Source organism: Devosia sp., assembly GCF_034675085.1.
Taxonomy (GTDB): Bacteria; Pseudomonadota; Alphaproteobacteria; order Rhizobiales; family Devosiaceae; genus Devosia.
On sequence record NZ_JAUCDN010000018.1, the window covers coordinates 1 to 21671 of the forward strand.

A 21671-nucleotide genomic window follows, 5' to 3' on the forward strand; every position below is an offset into this window, starting at 1 on the left:
GCCGAGGGCGAAGTGCTGGCCGCGCTGGCCGACAATGTCGTGGTCAAGCTCCCCCTGACCCTCAATGGCCTCAAGGCCACCAAGACCTTCAAGGAGCGCGGCATCAAGACCAATGTCACGCTGTGCTTCTCTGCCAATCAGGCGCTTCTGGCCGCCAAGGCCGGTGCCACCTATATCTCGCCCTTCCTCGGGCGCCTCGATGACATCAATCTCGATGGCGTCGAACTGATCGAGAATATAAGGCAGATCTACGACAACTACGCCTTCGAGACCGAGATCCTGGCGGCCTCGATCCGTTCGCCCAACCACGTCACCCAGGTGGCGCTGGCCGGGGCCGACGTGGCCACCATTCCTCCGGCGGTCATCCGCAAGCTGGCCGATCACCCGCTGACCAATGCGGGCATCGAAGGCTTCCTCAAGGATTGGAAGGCCACCGGCCAGTCGATCCTTTAGGCTCAACTGCCTCCGCACACGCGATGCCGCCCCGGCGCAGGCCGGGGCCCATCCTGAGATGGGTGTGTAGGGGCCGATCTCACGATGGAGTCCGGCCTGCGCCGGAATGACATTGGAGTTGTGGCGCGTTCAGCGCCGCCCTTGCCGCCATGGCCGATACCGAACTCGCTGCTGCCATCAAGTCCGCCCTTGCTACCGTTGAAATTCCGGGCGGCGGCGATCTGGCCAGTTATGGCGGGCTGTCCGAAATCATCGTCACCCCCAGCGCCGTTGCCTTCGCCATCGCCGTGGCGCCGGGCATGGAAGCCGCCTTCGGTCCCGCCCGCGAAGCCGCCCAGCAGGCCGCGCAGGCCGTTGCGGGCCCCCGCAAGGTCATGGTGTCGCTGACCGGCGGCAAGCCGCCCGCGCAGGCTCGGCCGGGCTTTTCCCATGGTAAGGCCGTGCCTCCGGGCAAGACGCCGGTGCCTGGCGTTCGCCGCATCATCGCGGTCGGCTCGGGCAAGGGGGGCGTGGGCAAGTCCACCACCGCCGTCAATCTGGCCCTGGCGCTTCAGGCCGAGGGCCTGCGCGTCGGCGTGCTCGATGCCGATCTCTACGGCCCCTCCATCCCTCGCCTCCTGGCGATCGAGGGCCAGCCGGCGGTGCGCGAGGACGGGATTTTCTCACCCCATCAGGCTTTTGGGCTCCAGGTGATGTCCATCGGCTCCATGCTCACCAAGGATCAGGCCGTGGTCTGGCGCGGCCCCATGGCCACCTCGGCCCTGCGCCAGCTCCTGCGCGAAACCGCCTGGGGCGATCTCGACGTCCTCGTCGTCGACCTGCCCCCCGGCACCGGCGACATCCACATCTCGCTGTTCCAGCAGACCGAGGTATCCGGCGTCGTCATCGTCTCCACCCCGCAGGACCTGGCGCTGATCGATGCCCGCAAGGCCATCGATATGCTGGCCCGCATGGGCGTGCCCATGCTCGGTCTGGTCGAGAATATGAGCTATTTTCTGGCCCCCGACACCGGCCGGCGCTATGACATTTTCGGTCATGGCGGAGCCGAGCGCGCCGCCGGCGATCTGGGCATGCCCTTCCTCGGCGCCGTTCCCCTGGTCATGGCCATCCGCGAAGGGTCCGATGCCGGCCGCCCGCCCGTTGTCGCCGCGCCCGATGGGCCGGAGGCCGAGGCTTTCCGCGCCATAGCGCGCTGCATCCTGGCCGCGCCTCTGCCTGCCACAAAGCCCGCCCGCCAGGCCGGTTCATGATTTCTTAAGGCTTTCCCGCCACCCTTTTTTCATGGCCAAGATCTGGTTCGGCACCAAAAACCTGACCCGATATGAGGAGCTTTCGCAGCAGCGGGAGCGCCGCCGCGCCATCATGGATCAGGGCATGGCCCGGTCCGACGCGATGCGCAATTATCTCTCCGCCAATATCAACAAGACGGCCAGCGCCCAGGTGCAGACCAGCGAAATGCAGCTGCGCTCCAAGGCCCAGGCCGCCGCCAAAGCCAGGCTGGAAAAGCTCAACAAATTGGTCTGACGCGATCCTTTTCATTTATGCAATCGATTGCATAACCCTTCGCTCTGCGCTATCTGCCTGAAAAGGCCGTCTGGAACGGGCCGGGGGAGGGAACATGTTTGCATTCGATCGCGCCGATTTCGGCCCGGGTTTTACCTTCGGCGTCGCCACCGCCGCCTATCAGATCGAGGGCGGTCAACGCGACGGACGTGGCAGCTCCATCTGGGACACGTTCTCGGCCACCGCCGGCAATGTGCATGACGGCGATACCGGCGCGATTGCCTGCAATCATTACGAGCTCTGGCCGCAGGACCTCGATCTCATCCGCGATGGCGGGTTCGGTGCCTACCGCTTTTCCTTTGCCTGGCCCCGCCTCATCCCGGAGGGCACCGGCGCTGTCAATCCGGCGGGGCTGGACTATTACGACCGGCTGATCGACGGCATGCTGGTGCGCGGCATCAAGCCTTATGCCACGCTTTATCATTGGGACCTGCCCTCAACCCTTCAGGATCGCGGCGGCTGGATGAACCGCGACATCGCCGGCTGGTTCGCCGATTACGCCGCCCTCATCGCGCGGAAATTCGGTGACAGGCTCGCCGCCACTGCCACCATAAACGAGCCCTGGTGCGTGGCCTTCCTCAGCCATTATCTGGGTGTGCACGCCCCCGGCTACCGCGACATCCGCGCCGCCGCCCGCGCCATGCACCACGTGCTTTTCGCCCATGGCACCGCCATCGATGCCCTGCGCGCCCATGGCGCAAAAAACCTCGGCATCGTGCTCAACCTGGAAAAATCCGAGGCCTTCAGCGACAGCGAGGCCGATCGGGGCGCCGCCAATTTCGGCGATGCACTCTTCAACCGCTGGTATCTGGGCGGCGTGCTCAAGGGTCAATACCCCGCCGAAGTGCTGCAATTTTTGGGCGAACACATGCCTTCCGGCCATGAAAAGGATATGGAAGTGGTCTCCCGCCCTCTCGACTGGCTGGGCATCAACTATTATACGCGCGGCCTCTATCGCGCCACCGGCAAGCCCTCCCAGCCGGTGGAACAGGTCAAGGGCGATCTGGAAAAGACCGAGAGCGGCTGGGAAATCTATCCGCAGGGGCTCACCGACCTGCTGGTGCGCGTTTCGGGCGAATATACCAAGATCCCCCTCTACGTCACCGAGAACGGCATGGCTGAGGTCGAGGGCGAGAACGATCCGCGCCGCGTGAGCTATTACGAGGATCACCTCAAGGCCGTGCTGGCCGCGCAGGCCGCCGGCGCCGATGTGCGCGGCTATTTCGCCTGGTCGCTGCTCGACAATTACGAATGGGCCGAGGGCTATCGCAAGCGCTTCGGGCTGGTCCACGTCAATTACGCCACCCAGGAGCGCACGCCCAAGGCCAGCTATCGCGCCTTCCAGGGCCTGCTGCACAATGGCCGCTGAGGGGAAAGGGGGCGGCCCGCCCGCCTTGTCAGATCCGGGCAGGGGGCGTTAACTGACCCCCACCATCCCTTGGAGCTCCCCATGACCGCCACCTCGCTGATGACCGAGCCCAAACCCGTCGAAGAAGCCCCTATCGACAAGGATTGGTGGCGCGGCGCGGTCATCTACCAGATCTATCCGCGCTCTTATCAGGACCAGAATGGCGATGGCGTCGGCGATCTCGTCGGCATCACCAGCCGGCTCGACTATGTCGCCGATCTGGGTGTGGACGCCATCTGGCTTTCGCCGGTCTTTACCAGCCCGATGAAGGATTTCGGCTACGACGTGTCCGATTATCGCGGCATCGATCCCATTTTCGGCACACTGGAGGATTTCGACCGGCTGGTGCAGAAAGCCCATTCCCTGGGCCTCAAGGTCATCATCGACCAGGTGATTTCCCATTCCTCCGACAAGCATCCCTGGTTTGCCGAAAGCCGCCAGAGCCGCACGAACCCGCGCGCCGATTGGTATGTCTGGGCCGACCCCAGGCCCGATGGCACCCCGCCCAATAACTGGCTCTCCATTTTCGGCGGTTCCGCCTGGCAGTGGGACAGCCGGCGCATGCAGTATTACCTGCACAATTTCCTCGTCTCCCAGCCCGATCTCAACTTCCACAATCGTGACGTGCAGGATGCGCTGCTGGCCGATATGCGCTTCTGGCTCGAGCGCGGCGTCGACGGCTTCCGGCTCGATACGGTCAATTTCTATTTCTGCTCGCTGGGCCTCGAATCCAACCCCGTGGTCAAGCCCGAGGATTTCAACGCCTCCACCGCCCCGGCGGTGAACCCCTATAATTTCCAGGAACACCTCTACGACAAGTCGCGCCCGGAAAACCTCGATTTCCTCAAGCGCCTACGCGCCCTGATGGATGAATATCCCGGCAAGACCACCGTGGGCGAAATCGGCGACAGCCAGCACCAGCTCGAAGTCATGGCCCAATACACCTCGGGCGACGAGCGCCTGCACATGGCCTATACCTTCGATTATCTGGGCGGAGTATTTTCGGCCGCTCATTTTCACAAATCCATCGCCGCCACCGAGGCGGCGGCGCCCGATGGCTGGATTTGCCTGGCATTTTCCAACCATGACGTGGTGCGCCATGTCAGCCGCTGGGCTGCCCATGGGCAGGAGGCGGCCTTCACCCGCCTGGCCGCCACCCTGCTCATGACCATGCGCGGCTCGGTCTGCCTCTATCAGGGGGAGGAGTTGGGGCTCAAGGAAGCCGAGTTGGCCTTCGAGGACCTGGTCGATCCCTATGGCATCGAGTTCTGGCCGCAGTTCAAGGGCCGCGACGGCTGTCGCACCCCCATGGTGTGGCAGGCCCATTCCGCCAATGGCGCCTTTTCCACCGCCAACCGCACCTGGCTGCCGGTGCCGGCCGAGCATCTGCTCCATGCCGTCGATACCCAGGACGGCATCGATGGCTCCGTGCTCGAATTCTACCGGGCATTGCTGCGCTTCCGCAAAGCCCATCCCGCCCTGGCCAAGGGCAGCATCATGCTTCTCGATGCGCCCGGCAATCTTCTCGCCTTTGAGCGCGAGTTTGAGGGCGACAGTCTGCTCTGCGTCTTCAACATGGGCGAAGCCGCCGCGACTTTCCCCTTGCCGGCGGGCATGGCGCCGCGCGATGCCGGCTGCCCCGGCGTGACGACGAGTCCCACTGCCGGCGGCATCGCGCTTGAGCCCTTCTCCGCCTATATCGGGCTGCTCTGAGAGCGGGGAGCGTCAGCGCATATCGGGCAGGCGCGCCGCCATCAATTCCTGCGTCAGCCGGTGGCGCGGATGGGCGAAAAGCGCTTCGGGCGCGCCTTCCTCGACGATTCGACCCGCTTCCATCACCAGCACGCGGTCGGCCATGGCGCGCACCATGTCGAGGTCGTGGCTGATGAGCAGATAGGTCAGCCCGAAGTCGGCCTGTAGCTTGGCCAGCAGCGTCAGAACCTCGCCGCGCACGGACATATCCAGCGCCGAAACCGGCTCGTCCAGAACCACTAGGCGCGGTCGCGTCACCAGCGCGCGGGCGATGGCCAGTCTCTGGCGCTGCCCGCCGGAAAATTCATGCGGATAGCGCGCTAGCATGGCCGCATCCAGTCCCACCGCCGCCATGGCTTCATGCAGCCGCGCCGAAATCGCCTGTGGTGACAGCCCGCTTTCCAGCCGCAGGGGCTCGGCCAGCGAGGCGGCCACGGTCAGGCGCGGGTTGAAGCTGCCGAAGGGATCCTGGAACACCAGCGATATGTCACGTCGCAGCCGCCGGGGCAGGTTGGTGCCCTGATAGGGCGTGCCGCCCAGCCGCATCTGGCCGCTGCTGGCGCTATCGAGCCCGGTGATGATCCGCGCCAGCGTGGTCTTGCCACAGCCCGAAGGCCCCACCAGCGCGAGACATTCGGCGCTGGCCACGGAAAAGGACACCGCATCGACCGCGCGCAGCGGCTTTTCCCGCCAGAACAGCAGTCCGCCCTGCCGGTAGTCGCGCGTCACCTTCTCCACGCTGAGCAGGGTGTCGCCGGGCTCCGGACGATGGGCATTGCGAAGTTCAAAGCGCGAGGCAGCCACCAGCTTTTGCGTATAGGCCTCCCGCGGCGCGGCAAAAACGCTTTTGGCCTCGCCGGCTTCCACCAGCCTGCCCCGATGCAGCACCGCCACGCGGCTGCACAGCGTCCCCACCGCCTTCAGGTCATGGCTGATGAACAGCAGCGCCATTTGCCGCCTGGTGCAGATTTCCGCGATGAGGTCGAGCACGCGGCGCTGGGTGATGAGGTCGAGCGCCGAGGTCGGCTCGTCCGCGATCAGCAGGTCGGGCTGGCTGGCCAGCGCCATGGCGATCATCACCCGCTGGCGCTGCCCCCCCGAAAGCTGGTGGGGAAAGCGGTCGCCATGCTTGAGCTCCAGCCCCACTTCCTTGAGCAGGAACGGCACCTCGATCTGCGCCGCGCTATGCTGGCCGTTGAGGGTGATGGCTTCCTCGATCTGCTCATCCACCCGCATCAAGGGGTTGAGCGCGGTCATCGGCTCCTGGAACACCATGCCGATGCGCTTGCCGCGCAGCCGCGCCATCTCCTTTTCGCCCTTGGGCAGGGGGGCGCCATCCAGCGTGATGGCGCCGTCCATGCACGCCCCTTCCGGCAACAGGCCGGAAATGGCCAGCGCCGTCAGCGTCTTGCCCGAGCCGCTTTCCCCGATGATGCCGAAGCGCTCGCCCCGTTGCAGGGTGAAGCTCACATCACGCACCGCTTCGCTGGCGCCGAAGCGGATGGACAGGCCGGAAACCTCAAGCAAGGACATTGGCATTGCCCTGTCTCAGCCGCGGGTCGATGGCGTCGCGCAAGCCATCCCCGGCCAGGTTGAGTGCGATGACGATCAGCACGATGCAGAGCCCCGGAACCAGCGTCAGCCACGGATGGACGAGAAATAGCCCCTGCGCGTCGCGCAGCATTAGCCCCAGGCTGGTGTCGGGCGGTTGCGTGCCCATGCTAATATAGGAAAGCCCGGCTTCGGCCAGGATGCCCAGCGACATCTGGATGGTGCCCTGCACGATGATGAGGCTCATGATGTTGGGCAGGAGGTGCCGCCAGGCGATCATGGCGTTGCCCAGCCCGGCCAGCCTCCCCGCCGCGACGAAATCCAGCGTGGCGACGCTCAGCGCCCCGCCGCGCGCCACCCGCGCAAAGACCGGAATATTGAAGATGCCTATGGCAATGATGGCGTTGAGCGCACCGGGTCCGAGAAGTGCCGTGATCAGAATGGCCACGATCACGGCGGGAAAGGCGAAGAGAAAGTCGGAAAAGCGCAGCACCAGCCATTCCACCGCGCCGCCCCAGGCCGCTGCTGCCAGCCCCAGCGGCACGCCGATGAAAATGCCGATCGCCACCGCCACGGCCGCCACGAGAAAGCTCGTCCAGGTGCCGGCCATTACCAGCGAGAGCATGTCGCGCCCCAGATTGTCCGTGCCCAGCCAATGGGCTGGCGTGGGGCCGAGGAAACGGCGCGGAATGTCGATATCGGCGATGCCGTAAGGCGTCCAGAACAGCGACACCACGCCGATGGCCAGGAAGACCAGCGTGGCGCCGAGCCCCAGCACCAGGCTGGGATGGGCGAGCAGCCGCTTCATGGGGTCCCCCGTTCCCGCAGGCGCGGATCGACCAGCGCGAAGGCGATGTCGGTGAGCAACATGGTTGCCGTTACCGCCACCACCAGGATGATGGTGGCCCCCCGCACCAGGACCAGGTCGCGCTCGGAAATGGCGGTGAAGATCAGCCGCCCCAGCCCCGGCAGGTAGAAGACGTTTTCCACGATGATGGTGCCGGCCACCAGATAGGCGAATTGCAGCCCCAGAATGGTCAGTACCGGCAGGAGCGCGTTACGCACGCCATGCCGCCACACCGCCTCGCCCAGCGTCAGCCCCTTGGCGCGGGCGGTGCGGATATAATCCTGCTCGGTGACGTCCACCAAGGCCGTGCGCATCACCCGCGCCAGGATGGACGCCTGCGGCAGTGCCAGCGCCAGGCTGGGCAATATCAGCCCGCGCAATGCCATCACCGGGTCCTCGTGCCAGGGGATGAAACCGCCCGTGGGCAGCCAGCGCAGGGTGACGGCGAACAGCAGCGTCAGCAGCATGCCGAACCAGAAATTGGGAATGGCGATGCCGGTCTGGGCCAGCACCATGATGATGGTGTCGAGCGCCTTGCCCCGCCGCCGCGCCGCCAGAATGCCCAGCGGCAGGCCGACGACCATGGAAATGACCATGGCGAACACCGCCAGCGGCAGCGTGACGCCCAGCCGCCCTCCGATTAGGTCCGCCACTGGCGCGCGCTGGGTATAGCTGATGCCAAAATCGCCGCGCATCATGCCGAAAAGCCAGTCGAGGAATCGCTGTGCCGCCGGTGCGTCCAGCCCCATCTGCGCCCGCAACCGCATCACGGCTTCGGGCGTGGCATTGATGCCGAGCATGAACTGCGCCGGATCGCCCGGCAACAGGTCGAGCAGCCAGAAGATCACCAGCGCCGCCACCACCAGCGTGGCGGCAAAGCCGATGAAACGGCGCAGGGCAAACACGATCATGCGCAGGGCAGGGGGCGGATGGCCCCCGTCCTGAAATAGATGCCGTTCCGGGGACTGTTAAGGCGCACGAAACTCTCGGCTCCATCGCCCCCTCTCCACCTGCCCGCGGACGCGATCCGCGGGCCACTCTCGGCGAACGCCGATGTGACAGGAGCTTTCCAGCTGGCCCACGGGTCAAGCCCGTGGGCATCGCCGGAACAGGGGGCCGTGTCCTGCCTACTCCGTCCAGCGGATATCGCGCAGAACCAGCCCTTCGATGGGCGAATTGCGCCACATGCCGGTGAGCTTGGCGTTCCACACCCCGGTCTGGGCGAGTTCGAACAGATAGCCATTGACGGCGTCGCGGGCGAGGATGGTCTGCGCCTCGATGGCCAGTTCCTTGCGCTTGGCTTCGTCGCTGGTGCCATTGAGGGTCTCTATCAGCGCCTGGAATTCGGGGTTGTCATAGCCGAAGTAGTAGTCGGGGTTGGCATAATTGCCAATGTCGAAAGGTTCGACATGGCTGATGATGGTGAGGTCGAAATCCTTGTTGGAATAGACGTCCTCCAGCCATTGGGCAAACTCGATATTGATGAGCTCGAGCTTGATGCCCACCGCCGCGAACTGGCTGGCGATGATCTGGCCCGACAGGCGCGCATAGGCCACCGGCGGCAGCTTCAGCGTGGCGCTGAACCCTTCGGGATAGCCCGCTTCGGCCAGAAGGCGCCGGGATTCTGCGGGGTCGTAGGGATAGGTGCCGGTCAAATCGACATAATAGTCGTTATGCGGCGCGAAGGGCGCGCCGATCGGGGTGCCATAGCCATAGGTCGCCCCGTCGATGATGGCCTGGCGGTCGAGCGCATGGGCCATGGCCTGGCGCACGCGCAGATCGTTGAAAGGTGCTTTGCGGTTATTGGTGGCCAGGATGGTCTCGCCTTCGGTCGTGCCCACCAGCACGGTGAATTGCGGATTGCCCTCGAACACCGCCAGCGCCTCGGGGGCGAAGTTGTTGGTGCCATCGACATCGCCCGACAGCAGCGCATTGGTCATGGTCGCCGTGTCGCCGATGAACAGATAGGTGGCCTTGCTCAGATGCACCGGCTCGCCCCAATAGGGGGCATAGGCCTCCAGGATGACGCGGCTGCCCTTGTCCCACTGCACGAAGGCGAACGGGCCGGTGCCGATGGGCTGGGTGGCATTGGTGTCCGCGCTCTCCGGCGCCACGATCACCGCGTCGCCGCGCCCGAGATCGAACAGGAAACGGCCGATTTCCCGGCTCAGCTTGAATTCCACCGTCAGCGGATCGACCACGGTGACGCTGGTGATCGGGGTGTAGAATTCCCGATGCGCATTGCTGCTGTCTTCGGCCAGGATGCGATCGAAGGTGAACTTGACGTCGTCGGCATCGAAGCTGGTGCCGTCGTGGAAGGTGACGCCATCATGCAGCTTGAAGGTATAGGTGAGCCCGTCTTCCGCGATGGTCCAGCTTTCCGCCAGCCCCGGTTGCACCGAGCCGTTCTCGTCGACGCGGGTCAGCCCCTCGAAGATGTTCTGGTAGACGACGATGTCGATGGCTTCGGCGGCGCCCGCCGTCGGATCGAGCATTGGCGGCTCCAGCGCTACGCCGATCCGCACTTCGGTCGGCTGCGCCATGGCCAGCCCGGTCAGTCCGCTTGTCAGCGCCAGCGCCAGCCCAAAGGCCTGCAACGTCTTTTCCATAGGGCAACTCCCAGTTTGACGGCCCTGCCGGCGCGTGAGGCCCCGGCTCCCATGGCAGAGTGATATAGGGGATAGCAGCTAACATGGCAGCAGCCCGCCCTGTTATACTTTCCTACGATCGCCCTTATGCGGAGCAAGAATGACCGCGATCGCTCCTTTCGGAGCAACAAAGAGGCGGCAAGCTCCTTGCGGGCAAAAAGAGTTACCGCGTTTCCGGCAGCGCCTGCGGCGCGGCGATGGCGTCGGTGGGGATGTGCAGGGTGAAGAGCATGCCTTCCTTGCCGGCCGGATCGACGGTGAGCGAAAAACCGTTGACCGCCAGCAGCGAGCGGGTCAGCGCCAGCCCCACGCTGGAGCGGACCGGCCCCACCGGCTCGCCGGCCCGGTTCACCCCGTCCCGGAACACCACGAACCGTTCGGCCATGTCCACCGCATGGGCGGAACTGTCGCGCACATGCACGGCGATGCCGTTGTCGTCCTCGCGCTGGGCCGAGATCACCACCGCCCCGCCAGCCGGCGTCTGGTCGATGGCGCTGGCCAGAAGGTTCAGCACCGCCTGCGCCAGCGAGGGCTGGTCGGCGGTGACGCGCGGCAGGTTTTCCGAAATGGCGTTGCGCATGATTACCCGCGCGCCATTGGCCTGCGGGCGAACGCGCCGCAGGCAGCTTTCCAGCAGCGAAGTCAGGTCAAGGCTGGCTCGCTGCGGCAGGTAGCGCCCCTCGCGCAGCCGCGCATAATCGTCCAGTTCATCCACCAGAGCCGCGATTTCGTGGCCGGCGGTGGCGATGTCCAGCGCATAGCTTTCGTAGCGTTCATTGCGCAAGTCGCCGAAAGCCTGCGAGCGCATCAGGTCGGCAAAGCCGATAATGGTGTTGAGCGGGCGCCGCACACCCCGGCTGATCCGCGCCAGAAGCCCGGGATCGGATTCTGCCGGCCCGGCGATCCGCGCCGGCGGCAGCGCCCGCAATCCGCGCACCAGCCCGAAATAGCCGGTGATCACGCCGGCCTGCCCTTGCGCGAACAGGATGATGTCGGCGCTGCCATTGGCGGCGTGCAGCACGATATGGGGGCGCTCGGTTTCCGCAAAGCGGGCTGGGCGTTCGAGAAAGGCGCGCAATGGCGCCACCGCCTCGCCGGCGATCACCGCGGACAGCGCCTTGCCTTCGGCCAGGCCCTCGATACCCAGCAGCGCCACCGCCCTCGGCGTGATGGTGCTGATGATGCCGGTGCGCGTGGCCTGCAGGAAGCCTTCATTGCTGGAGGCGGCCAGGTTCTGCGCGAAAGCGGCCACTGCACCCTCATGGCTGGTGCGCACTTCGGTGGTGCTGGCCGACAGCATCAGCGCCGGCCGCCCCTGCCAGGAGATCGATTGCAGCCGCGCCGTCACCGGCACCAGCGTGCCATCGCGCTGCACCAGATGGTTGACCGGCCCCGCTTCCTGATTGTCCGGCCCGGCGGCGGGAAACACGGCGGCCAGCCCGGCGCGGCGCAGGTTTTCCACCGAATCATAGCCCACCATTTCGGTGATGGCGCGGTTGGCGAACAACACCTGCTGGTCGCGGAACACCAGGATGCCCAGCGGCAGCCGGTTGAGTACCAGCGTTTCCCCGCCCAGATTGATCAGCGCCCCTCCCGATGCCGGCGTCGGCGCGGGCGGCGGGGCCGGGCGAGCCTGCACCTCGCCAACCCGATCGGTGAGGATCCGCGCCAACTCGTCGAAATTATAGCGCGAAATCCGCTCAACCGCCTCCGGCGACGTGGTTTCGGGCTCGGGGGGCGGCTCTGGCGCGGCGGGAGGGCTCTCCTCCTGCCGGTCGGCAACGAAGCCCCGCCCCGTGACGCGGTAAAGCGTGGGTGCCTCGGCCGGCTCCGTTTCCTGCCCTGGCTCGGCCGCTTCGGCTTCTTCCTCCGCCTCGGGCTGTGCGGGGGGCTCGTCGGCCTGGTTCAGCGGCGTGAACAGCGCGTCATGCGCCGCCAGCCGATCCACCAGCAGGCTCAGGCGATTGCTGGCCGGTTCGGCTTCGGGGGCAGGGGCATCCGCGCCCGCATAGCCCGGCATGCCCTCCTGCTCGGCCTCGCGCCAGCTTTCCAGTTCCCGCTGGTAGATACTGTCTTCGGTCGCGGGGGGCTGCGCTTCCGGCGCGGCTGAGGGCGGCCCTTCCTGCGGGGCCGCGTCCAGAATATCCGCGGCAATGGCGTCCACGCCCACGATCAGCAGCGCCGTCTGCCCGTCCTTCCACACCAGGGGCGTGGTGGCGCAGGTGCTCGACACCGGCTTGTCGCCGGCGAGAAACTGGATGCGGGCGAGGCTGGTGCGGCCCAGAGCCCCCAGCCTTATGCTGCGCGCCACCTGTCCCTTGATCGGAACGGCGGGGTGCGCGCGCTTGAGGCCGTGTTTCTTCAGCTTCGCCAGAAACAGGTTCGCCGCCTGGTTCCGCCACAGCAGCGCCTGCCCGTCCTGCGACCACAGCCAGGCAGGGCGGGGATCGCCCTCATGCTGCAAGACACGGCGGGCGCTCGGCGATGTGCTCCATTCGGCATCCATATCAGGCAAGGCGTCTCCGTAACGGATGCTTCGGCGTTTCCGTATCATTCCGGCACAATTTGGGCCGGAAGCTTAAGTTTTCTTCAATATAGGGTGTGCCTGGCACGGTCCATAGCGGCCGGGCCCGCCCATCGCGGCTTCCTGCCGGATGGTTAAGCGCCCCTTCTGGCTGGAGAGAGTGCGGCAGTGGCAAAATCGGTGCTTGTCATTGCGAAATTCTCGCCCTATGTTCCGCCCGCTTTCGGGGACCGGCCTCGCCGTCCCGCCCGAGCCTTTGCCGCCTTAGCTCAGTTGGTTAGAGCGCTAGATTGTGGATCTAGAGGTCCTCCGTTCAATCCGGAGAGGCGGTACCACCCTTCATCTACATCACCACCACCTTGGCGTTGACCGGCACGCGTCCATAAAGGTCGATGATGTCGGCATTGGTCATGCGGATGCAGCCCGAGGACACGTTTTGCCCGATGCTCCACGGCTCGTTGGTGCCGTGGATGCGATAGAGCGTCGAGCCGATATAGAGCGCCCGCGCGCCCAGGGGATTGTTCGGCCCGCCCTCCATGTGACGGGGCAGGTCCGGCCGGCGCCTGAGCATTTCGGGCGGCGGGGTCCAGCCCGGCCATTCGGCCTTGCGCGTCACCTTGTGGGTGCCGCTCCATTCAAAGCCCGATTTGGCCACGCCGATGCCATAGCGCAGCGCCCGCCCGTCCCCGAGCACCAGATAGAGGAAATGCGCTCGCGTATCGACCACCAGCGTGCCGGCACGCTCATTGCTGGCATAACGCACCACCTGGCGCAGATAGATGGGGTTCACCTGCGTATTGGCCTGCAAGGCCAGGGCATGGCGCGGCTGCCCGCTGACGATGGTAACGCCTGGTGGTGGCGCGAAGCGCCAGCCCGGCTGCAATCCTGCCGCACCCGCCGGCAATAGGGTGGAGAGCGAAATCACCAGCGCCAGCAGCCCCTTGCCGGCCGTTTTCATTCCGATCATGGCAGCGTCCTCACATGGCCGGCTCGGCCGGCTTTGCTCCGATAATGCCGGCCAAGGGCCAAATGCGAGGTGAAGCGGCATGGTTAAGCCATTGATGGCGTTGATGGTTACCGGCGGGCTAAATTTGCTGCTGACAGCTTCGGACGCTAAGCCTGTGCGGGATGGGCCCAGAGTCGATTCTGCCCAAGCAAGGTGCGCCATGCCCGAAAATGCCGATCCCAGTTCCCTGCCGCGCTGCCCCTGGGCCGGAGACGACGCGCTTTATCGCCATTATCACGATCGGGAATGGGGCCGCCCCGTCACCAGCGACACCCGGCTTTTTGAAAAGATCTGCCTGGAAGGCTTCCAGTCTGGGCTGAGCTGGATCACGATATTGCGCAAGCGCGAGCGCTTCCGCGAGGTGTTCCATGGCTTCGATATTCCCGCGGTCGCCGCCATGGGCGAGGCCGATATCGAGGGCCTGCTGGGCGATCCCGGCATCATCCGCCATCGCGGCAAAATTGCCGCCACCATCAACAATGCCGCGCGCGCCATCGAGCTTCAGCGCGAGTTTGGCTCGCTCGCCGCCTATGTCTGGCGCTTCGAGACCAGGCCCGAGCACCGCCCGGCTGATCTGAGCTGGGAAAATCTGCGGCGCCTCGCCCAGACCGAGGCGTCCGAGCGCCTGTCGCGCGACCTGCGCAAGCGCGGCTTCCGCTTTGTCGGCCCCACCACCTGCTATGCATTCATGCAGGCCATGGGACTGGTCAACGATCATGTCGAGGACTGTTTCTGTCGCGCCGAGGTCGAGGCCGAGCGCCTCGCATTGGTGCGGCCCGTCTAGCTCAATGTGCTTTTCCTGCAACAGCCGGAAAGCGCTGCGACAAGCTGCCGCATCTTTGCTTGTGCGGTGAACCGAAACAGGGCAAGAAGCGCATTGTCCGCAATCGTCAGCCGAGGGAGGCGCGAAAAATGACAGTTCTGTTTGAGCGCCATCTCCATCCGGCCCTGCGACTTTGGAATAAAGCCTGAGCTTTTCCATAGTCCCGGCATCGCTGCGGACCTTTCCTGACCTTTTCGTCCCGGTGCGCTGAGCGGCTTTTCCTGCCGCGCTTTCGCGCCTCGTTTTATCTCTCTTGCACAAGGCCGGGCCGGTCATGCGGGCCCGGAGGCCATCATGTCTCAGTCCCTGTCTTCGGGGGGCAGCGTCGTTCTGCACCTCGAATTTTCCATCGCCGATGCCGTCCGCCAGCGGGGGCTGCTGCCCGTACTGGGCTCGGCCGTTCTCGCCTGGTGGCGTCAGCGCCCGCGCGATTATTCCAGCGTTCCGGCCTATCTGTGGGACGATCTGGGCGTGCCGCCGCCCGACGATCCCGCGCACTGGATCTATATCGGCGCCCAGAGCTGGCGCTTTCCTCCGCCCGACCGGTACGGGCCATGAGCATCCCCGGCGGCCGGGACCCTCCCGGCCGCCTTGCAAGCGAAGTGTTGTCTCCCTTTCCCCGATCCGATAGGAACGGCGCGACTTTCTGAGGCTATCCGATGACCGAAAAGACCAAGCTGATCGCGCCGCGTCTGCCGCGCGGCTTCGAAGACCGTACGCCCGGCGAGATCGCCGCCGTGGGCGCCATGATCGATACGATCAGGAAGGTCTATGAGCGTTATGGCTTCGACCCGGTCGAAACCCCGCTGTTTGAATATACCGAGACGCTGGGCAAGTTCCTGCCCGATACCGACCGGCCCAATGCCGGCGTCTTCTCCCTGCAGGACGATGACGAGCAGTGGATGAGCCTGCGCTACGACCTCACCGCGCCGCTCGCCCGCTATTTCGCCGAGAATTTCGAAACCCTGCCCAAGCCCTACCGCTCCTATCGGCAGGGCTATGTCTTCCGCAACGAAAAGCCCGGCCCCGGCCGCTTCCGCCAGTTCATGCAGTTCGATGCCGACACCGTTGGCGCCGCCGGCCCCGAGGCCGATGCTGAAATGTGCATGATGATGGCCGACGTCATGGATGCGCTGGGCCTTGTTGGCCAATATGTGGTGCGCGTCAACAACCGCAAGGTGCTGGACGGGGTGCTGGCCACTGCCGGCGTTACCAGCGACGAGCAGAAGCTCACTGTGCTGCGCGCCATCGACAAGCTCGACAAGTTCGGTCCTGAAGGCGTGCGCCTGCTGCTCGGCGCCGGCCGCAAGGACGAAAGCGGCGACTTCACCAAGGGCGCCGGTCTCACCGACGCCCAGATCGAGCCCATTCTCGCCTATGTCGATAGCGGCATTCCCGGCGAAGGCGTCGAGCGCGGCAGCAACGCCCATGTCGTTGCCACCATCAACACCCTGGCCGGCCTTATCGGCGGTTCGGAAACCGGCCTTGCCGGCGTGCAGGAACTGGCGTCCATTTTCGGCCTTGTCAGCGCGGCGGGCTTTGGCGGCCGCGTCGTCCTCGATCCCTCCGTGGTGCGCGGCCTCGAATATTACACCGGCCCCGTCTTCGAGATCGAGTTGACCTTCAAGGTGCAGAACGAGAAGGGGCAGGACGTGGTGTTCGGCTCCGTTGGCGGCGGCGGCCGTTATGATGGCCTCGTCTCCCGTTTCCGCCGCGAGCCCGTGCCCGCCACCGGCTTTTCCATCGGCGTGTCGCGCCTCGCCAATGCGCTGAAACTCACCGGCAATCTCGGTGCCACCGAACCCGCCGGGCCGGTGGTCGTCCTTGTCATGGACAAGGATCAGACCGCCCGCTACCAGGCAATGGTGTCCGAGTTGCGCAATGCCGGCATTCGCGCCGAAATGTTCCTTGGCAATACCAAGAATTTCGGCAAGCAGGTCGCTTATGCGGACAAGCGCAATTCCCCGGCTGTCATCATCGAAGGGAGCCAGGAGCGCGATTCTGGCATTTTGCAGGTGAAGGATCTGATCGCCGGCAAGCAGGCGGCACAGGCGATTTCCGACAATGCCGAATGGAAAGCCGCGAGGCCGGGCCAGTTCGAAATCAAGCGCGAAGAGCTGGTCAGCGCCATCCTGAAATTGCTGGGCGAGCAATGATGCGCGTATCTTCCCCCACGCCCGATGTCATCCCGGCGCAGGCCGGGATCTACGCTGAAGGCCATCCGGCAACGCTGCGATCGGGGAGGGCTCCTGACATGGATTCCGGCCTGCGCCGGAATGACCCTGTGGTTAGGGGTGGTTACTGCCAATGCTTGGCGCTACGCCCATGACCAATCCCGCCTATCGCCGCGCCCAGCTTGAAGCGCTGGTGGAAGCCCAGGGCGGCTGCCGGGCCACCCCGCCGCTGCTGCTCAAGGCCGATCCCTATTTCGACCTCGCCGGCGAGGAGTTCGGGCGGCGCCTGCTGCTCACCACCGATGTGACCGGCGCCGAATATTGCCTGCGGCCCGATTTCACCCTGCCCATCGTCGCCGATTATATTGCTCAGGGCGCTGGCCAGCCCGCCGCCTTTTCCTATCTTGGCCCCATCTTCCGCCAGCGCGCCACCGGCCCGGCCGAGTTCGACCAGGCTGGCATCGAACTGTTGGCCCAGCCCGATGGCGATGTCGCGCTCGATCAGGTGCTGACCTTTGCCCGCGCTGCGCTGTCGCTTTATGGCATCCAGCCACAGGTGCGGCTGGGCGGGGTCGGGCTCTTCGAATCCCTCCTGGTGCAGGCCGACATGCCCGACGCCTGGCGCTCGCGCATCCGCCACCGCTTCGGCCATACCGAGGCCATGGACCGCCTGCTCACCCGCCTTGGCCAGCCGCCCACCTCAGGGCAAAGCGAGCCCAAGGGGCGCGACGACCTGATCGAGGATGTCACCGCCCGCATGGTCTCGGATGGGCTCAGCCTCTCCGATGGCCGCTCGCCCGCCGAAATCGTCGATCGTTATCTTGAGCAGCAGGCGCTCGATGCCGCCGCCGTGCCGGCCGCCACGCTCGGCCTGCTGCGCGACTATTTGGCCATCTCCGGTGATGCGCTTTCCGCCCTGCGCGAGATCGAGGCCCTGGCCGCCCGCCATAGGCTGATGCTGGGCGCGCCCATCCGCGCCATTCGCCGGCATCTGGACGGGCTGGGCGAGGCCCGCGTCACCTTCGACGCCAGCTTTTCGCCGCGCCTCGATTATTACACAGGCATCGTCTTCGAGATGCGCGGGCAGGGGGACACGGTGCTGGCTTCGGGCGGGCAATATGATCGCCTGCTGGAGCGGCTGGGCGCCACCGCCCCCATCGCTGCCTCGGGCTGCGCGCTCTGGGTGGATCGTCTGGAAGCGGAGTGGCCCAAATGAGCGGCATCACCCTGGCCGTGCCCTCCAAGGGGCGCCTGGAAGAATTGACGCGTGACTGGTTCGCCGCCCATGGCATGACCATCACCCGGCCCGGCGGCGCCCGCTCCTATCTCGGCGCGGTCGAGGGCTGGCCGGACATCACCGTGCGCTTCTTCCCCGCCTCCGAGATTGCCCGCGAGCTCATCCGCGGCACGATCGACCTGGGCGTCACCGGGCGCGATCTCATCCATGAAACCAGCGAGTCCGGCCCTGATGCGGTTTCCGTGGCCCAGGAACTGGGCTTCGGCAATGCCGATGTGGTGGTCGCCGTGCCCGAGGCCTGGATCGACGTTACCCATCTGCACGATCTGGCCGACGTCGCCTCCGATTTCCGCTCCCGCCATGGCCGCTGGCTGCGCATCGCCACCAAATACATCACCATCACCCGCCAGCATTTCGCCCGCGCCGGCATTGCCGAATACCGCACGGTGGAAAGCCTCGGCGCTACCGAAGCCGCCCCCGCCTCGGGCGTTGCCGATATCGTGGTCGACATTACCACCACCGGCTCGACGCTCGCCGCCAATGGCCTGCGCGTGCTGGAAGATGGCGTCATGCTGCAAAGCCAGGCCTGCCTCATCGTTTCCCGGACGGCTCAGTGGTCCGAGGCGCGCAAGGCCCGCTGCGCTGCCATTCTCGCCCATCTGGGCGCAGAGGCCGGGTTTTAGAGCGGGCTGAGCACCGCCCTTGCCACCGCATTCCCACACCCATCGCCGCTGCCCACGGGCGTGACCCGTGGGCCAGCTGGAGAGCCATTGCAGCTTCAATGCTGGCGGCGAATGGCCCGCGGATCAGGTCCGCGGGCAGCATCGGTGGGTGGAGCAGCATTGGGGGACGGCCTGCAATGACGGCAAGATTGCCACTGGCCCCGATTCACGGCACAAGGCTCTGGCTTGGGGGAGACGGGCAGAGTGGCCACCGATATTGAACTGACCATATTGATGCCCTGCCTCAATGAGGCGGAGACGCTTGCCGCCTGCATCGGCAAGGCCAGCGCCTTTCTGGCGCGCACCGGCATCGCCGGCGAAATCCTCATCGCCGATAACGGCTCTGCCGATGGCTCGCAGGCGCTGGCCGAAAAGGCGGGCGCGCGGGTCATCGCCGTGCCCGAGCGCGGCTATGGCGCGGCGCTGGGCGCCGGCATCCAGGCGGCGCGTGGCCGCTATGTCATCATGGGCGATGCCGATGACAGCTATGATTTCTCCGCCCTCGACGCCTATGTCCAGGCCCTGCGCGATGGCGCCGATCTGGTCATGGGCAACCGCTTTGCCGGCGGCATCGCTCAGGGCGCCATGCCCTGGCATCACCGCTATATCGGCAATCCGGTCCTGAGCGCGGTGGGGCGGCTGTTCTTCCGCTCCGCCATCGGCGATTTCCATTGCGGGCTGCGTGGTTTTTCCCGTGTCGCCATCCTCTCGCTCAATCTGCGCACCAGCGGCATGGAATTCGCCTCCGAAATGGTGGTCAAGGCCACGCTGGCCCAGCTCGATATCCGCGAAGTGCCCACCACGCTGGCCAAGGATGGCCGCTCGCGCCCGCCCCATCTGCGCTCCTTCCGCGATGGCTGGCGGCATTTGCGGTTCCTTTTGCTGTTTTCCCCGCGCTGGCTCTTCCTCTATCCCGGCATCGCCCTGCTGCTGCTCGGGCTCGTTGTCGGCGCCGTGCTGCTGCCCGGTCCCCTGCGCCTGGGCGGCGTCACCTTCGACATTCACACCTTCCTTGTTGCCGCCCTCTGCATCATCGTGGGCCTGCAATCGGTCGCCTTCGCCGTTATCGGCCGGCGCTTTGCCTCGCGCTATGGCTTCATTCCCCGCTCCGGCAGCTATGACCGCCTGCTTGAGGCGTTGACGCTGGAGCGCGTGCTGCTCGGCGCCGTGCTACTCATGCTGCTGGGGGCGGGGGCGCTGCTTTGGGGCGTGGGCGAATGGGCGGTGCGCGATTTCGGCCCGCTCAATCCTTCCAGCACCATGCGGCCGGTCATCCTGGCGCTGACGGCCCTGGTCAGCGGCTTCCAGCTGATGATGAGCGGCTTCATGTCCTCGATGATCGATATTCCCATCCATGAGCGGCGCCTGGCCGATCCGGCCTCTGCCGATCCCACCCAAACCGGCGCCTGACCCCCATGCTCGATCCGCTTCTCCTGCTCGCCCTGAGCGCAGTCGGCCTGCTGGCCGGCTTCGTCGACGCCATTGCCGGCGGCGGCGGCATGATTACCGTGCCGGCGCTGCTCTCGGCCGGCCTGCCGCCGGTGGCAGCGCTGGCCACCAACAAGATGCAGTCGGTGGTGGGCACCACCATGGCCACCTTCACCTATTGGCGGCGCGGCTTCGTCTCGCTGCGGATGCTGCTTCCCGCCGTCGCCTTCACCTATGCCGGCAGCCTTCTGGGCGCGCTTATTGTGCGTCAGATCGATGTGAGTCTGCTCACCATCGCCGTGCCCGTCGCGCTTATCGCCATCGCGCTCTATTTTCTCTTTGCTCCCAACCTGTCCGATGCCGACCGCACCGCCCGGCTGCCCTTCGGGCTTTTTGTACCGGTCATGGGGGCGTTAATCGGGTTTTATGATGGGATTTTCGGTCCCGGCACCGGCTCTTTTCTCACCATCGGTTTCGTCATGCTGTTCGGGCTGGGACTCACGCGCGCCTCGGGCAATACCAAGCTGCTCAACCTCACCTCCAACCTCGCTGCGCTGACCATCTTCATTCCCGCCGGCGACGTCGTCTGGCCGGCGGCGCTGGCCATGGCGGCAGGGCAGTTGGCCGGCGGCTATATCGGCGCCCGAACCGGCATCCGCTTCGGCGCCCGGCTCATCCGGCCGCTTGTCGTGGTGGTCTCCATCGCCATGGCGCTCAAGCTGTTGTTTTTCCCCTGAACCCTGCCCACGAAAAAGCCCCGGTGTTTCCACCGGGGCTTTCCACGAAGATCGTGACTGGGAAGAGACGATCCTCGAAGTCTCTCTTTCAGGCGGCAAGGCCGCCCGGCAGTCGTCTGCCGCGCCCGCGCAGGGCCAGTTTTCGGCCCAGCGCGGTTCTAGCGCGTCGGGCCGAAAACGATGCGGCCCGTGAGCGAGAAAATCTAAGGCGAAAGCCTTAGAAGTCCATGCCGCCCATGCCGCCCATGCCGCCGCCGCCGGGCGTTGCGGGAGCCGCCTCCTTGGGGGCCTCCACGATGGTGGCTTCGGTGGTGATCAGCAGCGATGCCACCGAGGCGGCGTCCTGCAAGGCGTGGCGAACAACCTTCACCGGGTCGATGACGCCCAGCGACACCAGGTCGCCATATTCATCGGTGGCGGCGTTGTAGCCGAAGGTGGCCGAGTTGTTTTCCAGGATCTTGCCGACAACGACAGAGCCTTCGGCCCCGGCATTGTTGGAGATGGTGCGGACCGGCTCCTGCAGGGCGCGGCGCACGATGGCGATACCGGCTTCCTGGTCGGCATTGGCGCCCTTGGACTTGATGTTGGCCGAAGCGCGGAGCAGGGCGACGCCGCCGCCCGGGACGATGCCTTCTTCGACGGCAGCGCGGGTGGCGTTGAGCGCGTCATCGACGCGATCCTTGCGCTCCTTGACTTCCACTTCGGTTGAGCCGCCGACGCGGATCACGGCTACGCCGCCGGCCAGCTTGGCCAGGCGTTCCTGGAGCTTTTCGCGGTCGTAGTCCGAGGTGGTTTCCT

The 21671-nt window shown here is 65.7% G+C and carries 19 protein-coding genes and 1 tRNA gene; 13 read left to right on the forward strand and 7 right to left on the reverse strand.

The features are described 5' to 3' along the window. The 5 genes from VDP82_RS02435 to VDP82_RS02455 form a co-directional block, all read left to right on the forward strand. Positions 1–453 (forward strand): transaldolase family protein (locus VDP82_RS02435; protein ID WP_323013246.1); only part of this gene is annotated, 453 nt, incomplete at its 5' end. A gap of 149 nt (positions 454–602) precedes the next feature. Then, on the forward strand, positions 603–1703 hold the full coding sequence (locus VDP82_RS02440) for an Mrp/NBP35 family ATP-binding protein (RefSeq protein ID WP_323013247.1): 1101 nt from the start codon (positions 603–605) through the stop codon (positions 1701–1703). Positions 1704–1734: 31 nt separating this feature from the next. Further along, on the forward strand, positions 1735–1977 hold the full coding sequence (locus VDP82_RS02445) for a hypothetical protein (protein ID WP_323013248.1): 243 nt from the start codon (positions 1735–1737) through the stop codon (positions 1975–1977). Positions 1978–2071: 94 nt separating this feature from the next. Next, a complete protein-coding gene (locus tag VDP82_RS02450; protein ID WP_323013249.1) occupies positions 2072–3385 on the forward strand; it encodes a GH1 family beta-glucosidase in 1314 nt (437 codons plus the stop codon). An 81-nt stretch (positions 3386–3466) separates the two neighbouring features. After that, the gene (locus tag VDP82_RS02455; RefSeq protein WP_323013250.1) at positions 3467–5137 is read left to right on the forward strand and encodes an alpha-glucosidase family protein; all 1671 of its coding nucleotides are present in this window, start codon (positions 3467–3469) and stop codon (positions 5135–5137) included. Between the two features lie 12 nt (positions 5138–5149). On the opposite strand, the gene VDP82_RS02460 is transcribed toward VDP82_RS02455, so the two are convergent. The 5 genes from VDP82_RS02460 to VDP82_RS02480 form a co-directional block, all read right to left on the reverse strand. Then, the gene (locus VDP82_RS02460; protein ID WP_323013251.1) at positions 5150–6709 is read right to left on the reverse strand and encodes an ABC transporter ATP-binding protein; all 1560 of its coding nucleotides are present in this window, start codon (positions 6707–6709) and stop codon (positions 5150–5152) included. Next, positions 6696–7535 carry an ABC transporter permease gene (locus tag VDP82_RS02465; protein ID WP_323013252.1) on the reverse strand — a complete coding sequence of 280 codons (840 nt, stop codon included), beginning with the start codon at positions 7533–7535 and terminating at the stop codon, positions 6696–6698. The genes VDP82_RS02460 and VDP82_RS02465 overlap by 14 nt, the downstream gene beginning before the upstream one ends. Continuing rightward, positions 7532–8485 carry an ABC transporter permease gene (locus tag VDP82_RS02470; protein ID WP_323013253.1) on the reverse strand — a complete coding sequence of 318 codons (954 nt, stop codon included), beginning with the start codon at positions 8483–8485 and terminating at the stop codon, positions 7532–7534. Before VDP82_RS02470 ends, VDP82_RS02465 begins: the two co-directional genes overlap by 4 nt. Positions 8486–8701: 216 nt before the next feature. Beyond that, positions 8702–10183, reverse strand: a complete 1482-nt coding sequence (locus VDP82_RS02475) for an ABC transporter substrate-binding protein (RefSeq protein WP_323013254.1) — start codon at positions 10181–10183, stop codon at positions 8702–8704. Positions 10184–10385: 202 nt separating this feature from the next. After that, positions 10386–12728, reverse strand: a complete 2343-nt coding sequence (locus VDP82_RS02480; RefSeq protein WP_323013264.1) for a HAMP domain-containing sensor histidine kinase — start codon at positions 12726–12728, stop codon at positions 10386–10388. 276 nt (positions 12729–13004) lie between these two features. Here VDP82_RS02480 and VDP82_RS02485 point away from each other — a divergent pair. Further along, positions 13005–13081, forward strand: a tRNA-His gene (locus VDP82_RS02485). An 8-nt stretch (positions 13082–13089) separates the two neighbouring features. Here VDP82_RS02485 and VDP82_RS02490 read toward each other — a convergent pair. Next, a complete protein-coding gene (locus VDP82_RS02490) occupies positions 13090–13713 on the reverse strand; it encodes a L,D-transpeptidase (RefSeq protein WP_323013255.1) in 624 nt (207 codons plus the stop codon). Between the two features lie 199 nt (positions 13714–13912). Between VDP82_RS02490 and VDP82_RS02495 the strand changes: the two genes are divergently transcribed. The 7 genes from VDP82_RS02495 to VDP82_RS02525 all read left to right on the forward strand — a co-directional run bounded on the left by VDP82_RS02495 (position 13913) and on the right by VDP82_RS02525 (position 20873). After that, a complete protein-coding gene (locus VDP82_RS02495; RefSeq protein ID WP_323013256.1) occupies positions 13913–14536 on the forward strand; it encodes a DNA-3-methyladenine glycosylase I in 624 nt (207 codons plus the stop codon). A gap of 333 nt (positions 14537–14869) precedes the next feature. Next, the gene (locus VDP82_RS02500) at positions 14870–15133 is read left to right on the forward strand and encodes a hypothetical protein (protein WP_323013257.1); all 264 of its coding nucleotides are present in this window, start codon (positions 14870–14872) and stop codon (positions 15131–15133) included. Positions 15134–15234: 101 nt separating this feature from the next. Then, complete coding sequence (gene hisS / locus VDP82_RS02505; RefSeq protein WP_323013258.1) at positions 15235–16731, forward strand: histidine--tRNA ligase; 1497 nt, start codon at positions 15235–15237, stop codon at positions 16729–16731. 169 nt (positions 16732–16900) lie between these two features. Then, the gene (locus VDP82_RS02510; RefSeq protein ID WP_323013259.1) at positions 16901–17965 is read left to right on the forward strand and encodes an ATP phosphoribosyltransferase regulatory subunit; all 1065 of its coding nucleotides are present in this window, start codon (positions 16901–16903) and stop codon (positions 17963–17965) included. Continuing rightward, on the forward strand, positions 17962–18669 hold the full coding sequence (gene hisG / locus VDP82_RS02515) for an ATP phosphoribosyltransferase (protein ID WP_323013260.1): 708 nt from the start codon (positions 17962–17964) through the stop codon (positions 18667–18669). Before VDP82_RS02510 ends, hisG begins: the two co-directional genes overlap by 4 nt. A 243-nt stretch (positions 18670–18912) precedes the next feature. Further along, positions 18913–20118, forward strand: a complete 1206-nt coding sequence (locus VDP82_RS02520; RefSeq protein WP_323013261.1) for a glycosyltransferase family 2 protein — start codon at positions 18913–18915, stop codon at positions 20116–20118. Between the two features lie 5 nt (positions 20119–20123). Further along, positions 20124–20873, forward strand: a complete 750-nt coding sequence (locus VDP82_RS02525; RefSeq protein ID WP_323013262.1) for a TSUP family transporter — start codon at positions 20124–20126, stop codon at positions 20871–20873. A 217-nt stretch (positions 20874–21090) separates the two neighbouring features. Here the strand turns inward: VDP82_RS02525 and VDP82_RS02530 are convergent. Beyond that, positions 21091–21671 (reverse strand): TCP-1/cpn60 chaperonin family protein (locus VDP82_RS02530; RefSeq protein WP_323013263.1); only part of this gene is annotated, 581 nt, incomplete at its 5' end.